Origin of the sequence: Halorubrum sp. ARQ200, assembly GCF_005435115.1 — an archaeon.
In the GTDB taxonomy this organism is placed as follows: Archaea; Halobacteriota; Halobacteria; order Halobacteriales; family Haloferacaceae; genus Halorubrum; species Halorubrum tropicale.
On the sequence record NZ_SGTZ01000070.1, the window covers coordinates 1 to 253 of the forward strand.

The 253-nt window shown below is 52.6% G+C and carries 1 pseudogene; it reads right to left on the reverse strand.

Annotation, left to right across the window (positions count from 1 at the left end):
- Positions 1–12: 12 nt before the first annotated feature.
- Positions 13–253 (reverse strand): annotated as a pseudogene (locus EXE50_RS17595) (IS6 family transposase); the annotation flags it as partial.

Genomic DNA, 253 nt, shown 5'->3' on the forward strand with positions numbered 1-253 from the left:
CGTCGTGTTAACTTAAGCATGATTCCACCAGACGGCGTGGGCTTGCAACCACGTTTCCGCGGTCGGTGGATCGACGTGGCTAAAACAGTTTGAAAACGAAGAGGTTCGTCGTTCTACTTCTCGAAAGACACGTTCGACAGAATTTCTGAAGCCGTGTTGTTCGACGCGGTAGCTGTAGTTTTCGCGGCGAAGCCCACCGATCAGATCGTCTGCGTCATCGACGAGAAACAGCGCGTCTTCGACATCGTGTTTC